This is a genomic window from Anaerolineae bacterium, from assembly GCA_011176535.1.
Classification (GTDB): Bacteria; Chloroflexota; Anaerolineae; order Anaerolineales; family DRMV01; genus DUEP01.
In genome coordinates, this window is the sequence record DUEP01000041.1 from 1 (window position 1) to 4,273 (window position 4,273).

The following is a 4,273-nucleotide window of genomic DNA, read 5'->3' on the forward strand; positions in this document are numbered from 1 at the left end:
GGCCACCCCCGCCGTTGCCCCCACTGCCACGCCTGCGGGCACTTCCCTGCCTGGCTCGGCTCAGTTCCTGTGGGCCTACCGCCAGGACACCGGCACCCTGACCCTCTACAGCGCCACGGGGGAGGCCCTGTGGAGCCTCCCGGCCCCCAACCTGGAAACCGGGATCGCCATGCACACCGCTTCGCCCGTCAACCCAGCCCAGCCCGCCAATCTGTGGCTGATTTACGCCGCCTTCCAGCAAGAGAACAAAGAGACCCTGGTCACCCTGGTCTCCTACCACAACGGCCAGACCCAGACGGAACTGAAAATCGGCTCCACGCTGCACACCAACCTCATCGGGCTGGCCGGGATGCCCGCCGCCCCGCGCATCGCCTACAGCACCCTGACCATGGTGGGGTACGACTACCACAGCGTGCTCTATGTGCACAGCCTGGGCACGGCGCCGCCCACCCACTCCCTTTACGAGATCACCACCAGCGACGGGCGCATCATCCGTCCCTTGAGCCTCGGGCCGGATGGCGTCTGGTTCACCTACGATTACTACGGCGCGCCCATGGGGCCGGTCGGCCTGTACCATATCACCTACACCGGTGAGGTCACCCAGGCCCTGCCCGATGCCTACACCCTGCTGGGCTTCGACGCGGCCACCGGCTGGGTGGCCTACCGCGCGAACGCCGGCGACAGCGGCACTGGCGCCATCACCTGGCGCCTCCTGGAAATCGGCGATTTGACCGCCCCCTCCCCACAAACGGTGACCCTCGCCGACCCCGTCGCCCTGCCCGAGGCCATGCCCACCGGCGCCGCCTTTTCCGAGGGCTACATCGCCTGGAGCACCCATGTCGGCCCCTTCATGGACGGCGACGACTACCTCCGGGTGTACACCCTGGACGGGCAGGCGGTGAGCGTCGAGCCGCCCACGGCCTCTCCCGCCATCTTCCCCCAAACCCCGGCCGTCTATCCCGTGACCTGGCTGAATCAGCAAGTCCTGGTGCTGCGCGGGCACGATGTGAACGCCAACCAGGACATCCTCATCCTCACCCCGCCCGACCTGAACGAAGATGCCAGCGTCACCCTGCCCGGCATCTACCTGGGCCGCGCCTGGACCAACACACCCTGAGCGTCTGCCCCGCGGTCTGAATCTGCCAAATCGGGGTACAATCAAAGGCGTCAACACGCGCCTTTCCCACTCTCAGGAGGTGCCCCATGAAAATCCGCGCCGTCATCCTGGCCGGCGGCGAAGGCTCTCGCCTGAGCATCCTCACCGCCAAACGCACCAAGCCCGCCGTCCCGTTTGCAGGCAAATACCGCATCATCGACTTCGTGCTCTCCAACTGCGTCAACTCGGGCATCTTCGATGTCATGGTGGTGGCCCAGTACCGCCCCCACTCCCTCATCGAACACATCGGCTCTGGTGCCCCTTGGGACCTCAACCGCGACTGGACGGGCGGCGTGCGCATCTATACCCCGTACCGCTCCCGCACCCACAGCGGATGGTTCGTCGGCACCGCCGACGCGGTGCAGCAAAACTTCCGCTTTGTGAAACATGGGCACCCGGACCTGGTGCTCATCCTCTCGGGGGATCACATCTACAAGATGGATTACGACCCCCTCATCACCTTCCACCTGGACCACCAGGCCGACCTGACCATGGGGGTCATCCACGTCCCCCTGGAAGAAGCCCCCCGCTTCGGCATCGTGGACATCGATCAGGACTACCGGGTCACGGACTTCGTGGAAAAGCCCGCCCAGCCCCCCTCTAACCTGGCCAACATGGGCATCTATCTCTTCAACTTAGAGGTGCTCGACCGGGTGTTATGGGAAGACGCCCACCGCGAGGACTCCTCCCACGACTTCGGCAAAGACATCCTCCCCCGCATGGTGCGGGACGGTTTTCGCGTTTTCGCCTTCCCCTACGCCGGATACTGGATGGATGTGGGCACCGTGCAATCCTACTGGCAGGCGCACATGGACCTGCTGCAATACCCACCCTCCCTGGACCTCAACGACCGCTCTTGGATCATCCACACCCGCACCGAGGAGCGACCTCCGGCCCGCATCCGCCAGGGGGCCCAGGCGCACGACAGCCTGATCTCCGACGGATGCATCATCGAACCAGGAGCGCTGGTGGAGCGCAGCGTGCTCTCCCCCGGCGTGCGGATACGCGCCGGCGCCGTGGTGCGGGAATCCGTGGTGCTCACCGACACGGAAATCGGCCCCGAAGCCCATCTGGAACACGCCATCCTCGACAAGCATGTCCGCGTAGGGGCCAAAGCCCGCATCGGCGCCCTCCGCGAGCCCCTGGAACTGACCCTGGTGGGAAAAAACGCCCATCTTCCTTCCGGCCTGGTCCTGGAGCCAGGCGTGGTCATCGGCACCGATGTCCAGCCGGAAGACTTTCCCTCCCGCCACCTGCCCGGTGGCACCACCCTCCACACGGAGCGACGCGGCTATGAGGCTTAACCGTACTTCCGGCATCCTGCTGCACATCACCAGCCTGCCCGGCCCCCACGGCATCGGCGACTTGGGCCCTGCGGCGCGGCGTTTCGCCGACTTTCTCCACGAGGCGGGGTGCAGCGTGTGGCAGGTGCTGCCTTTGGGGCCCACCGGCTTTGGCGACTCGCCTTACGCCACCTTCTCCGCCTTTGCGGGCAACCCCTACCTCATCAGCCCCGAAGACCTGCTGGTGGAAGGCCTGCTCACCGAGGCTGATCTGGCCGACCGTCCCGCTTTCCCCGCCGGGCGGGTGGATTACGGCGCGGTGATACCCTACAAACTGCGCCTGCTCGACCAAGCCTACCGACGCTTCCGCGAGGGCGTGCGGCCTGACCTGGAAACCGCCTTTGCCGACTTCCGCCGCGCCGAGGCCGCCTGGCTGGACGACTTCGCCCTCTTCATGGCCCTGAAAGAGGCCCATCAAGGCGCCCCGTGGAACGCCTGGCCGGCTCCTTTGCGACACCGCGACCCCGCCGCCCTGGAACAGGCACGCCATGACCTGGCGGAAGCCATCGAAAAGCAGGCCTTTCGGCAGTTCCTCTTCTTCCGCCAGTGGCGCGGCCTGTTGGAGTACGCCCATGCGCGGAGGGTGTACTTCATGGGCGATGTGCCCATTTTCGTGGCCTACGACAGCGCCGATGTGTGGGCCCATCCCGAACTTTTTTACCTGGACGCCGAGGGCCAGCCCACCGTGGTGGCCGGGGTGCCGCCAGACTACTTCTCGCCCACGGGCCAACGCTGGGGCAATCCCCTCTACCGTTGGGAGGTTCACCGCGAACAGGGCTACGCCTGGTGGCTTGCCCGCCTGCGCCAAGCCACCCGCATGGTGGACCTGATTCGCCTGGACCATTTCCGGGGCTTCGCCGGGTACTGGGAGGTCCCCGCCGAAGAGCCGACGGCGGTCAATGGGCGCTGGCGTCCCGGTCCTGGGGAGGATTTCTTCCGCGCCGTGTTCCGAGAGTTGGGCCATATCCCCCTCATCGCCGAAGATCTGGGCGAGATCACCCCCGATGTGCTCGCGCTGCGCGACGCCTTTGGCCTCCCGGGGATGAAAATCCTGGTCTTCGCCTTTGACAGCGGACCGGACAACCCCTTCCTCCCCCACCACTACACGCCCAACTTTGTGGTTTACACCGGCACCCACGACAACGACACTGTGGTGGGGTGGTGGCGGCGCGTCGACGAAACGGAGCGCGACTTCTGCCGCCGCTATCTGGCCACGCGGGGCCAGGACATCGCCTGGGACCTCATCCGCGCCGCCTGGGCTTCGGTGGCCGTGCTGGCCATCGCCCCCATGCAAGACTTCTTGCGCTTAGACAACCGCGCCCGGATGAACTACCCTGGGCGCGAGGGCAGCAACTGGGCCTGGCGTATGCCAGCCGAGGCGCTCAAGCCCGAACTCCGCGACGCCTTGCGCGAACTCAACATCCTCTACTCGCGGGGCAAAGTGTTTGGGGAATGAGACCAACAAGCGCCTCGCCTGCCCCTTGGCGTGAAAACAACAGGCCTGACCGCGGTTCACCCCGCGGTCAGGCCTTGTCTTTGAACAGCCCCACCCCTCAAGAGACAGACGTCTCTGAGGGCTTCCAGTTGGGCGCCGCCCGATGCAACACCTCCAACGGCACCTTGTTCATCTTGCGACAATGCGGGCATTTGAACTCGTTAGGAGTTACGCAGTTGCCGGGAGGGTGATGGTAGGCTGAGCGAGATACGCCCGAATAGCCTCCCGGAGGATGCTGTGTTTTGCTTCGAACCAGGTCACGCCTTTCTGCAAACGAAA

The 4,273-nt window shown here is 65.6% G+C and carries 3 protein-coding genes; all 3 read left to right on the forward strand.

Annotated elements, in window-relative coordinates; translation table 11 throughout:
- On the forward strand, window positions 1-1,117 hold a 1,117-nt coding region (locus G4O04_05195), incomplete at its 5' end, for a hypothetical protein (protein ID HEY57916.1).
- Window positions 1,118-1,203: 86 nt separating this feature from the next.
- Entirely contained in the window at window positions 1,204-2,460 is a 1,257-nt protein-coding gene (glgC, locus tag G4O04_05200; protein ID HEY57917.1) for a glucose-1-phosphate adenylyltransferase, read from the forward strand.
- Entirely contained in the window at window positions 2,450-3,955 is a 1,506-nt protein-coding gene (gene malQ / locus G4O04_05205) for a 4-alpha-glucanotransferase (protein ID HEY57918.1), read from the forward strand. The genes glgC and malQ overlap by 11 nt, the downstream gene beginning before the upstream one ends.
- The last annotated feature ends 318 nt before the right edge of the window (window positions 3,956-4,273 follow it).

Excerpts from the sequence above, each read along its gene's own strand:
- malQ (HEY57918.1), top strand. The coding sequence starts at position 2,450 with ATGAGGCTTAACCGTACTTCCGGCATCCTGCTGCACATCACCAGCCTG.
- glgC (HEY57917.1), top strand. The coding sequence starts at position 1,204 with ATGAAAATCCGCGCCGTCATCCTGGCCGGCGGCGAAGGCTCTCGCCTG.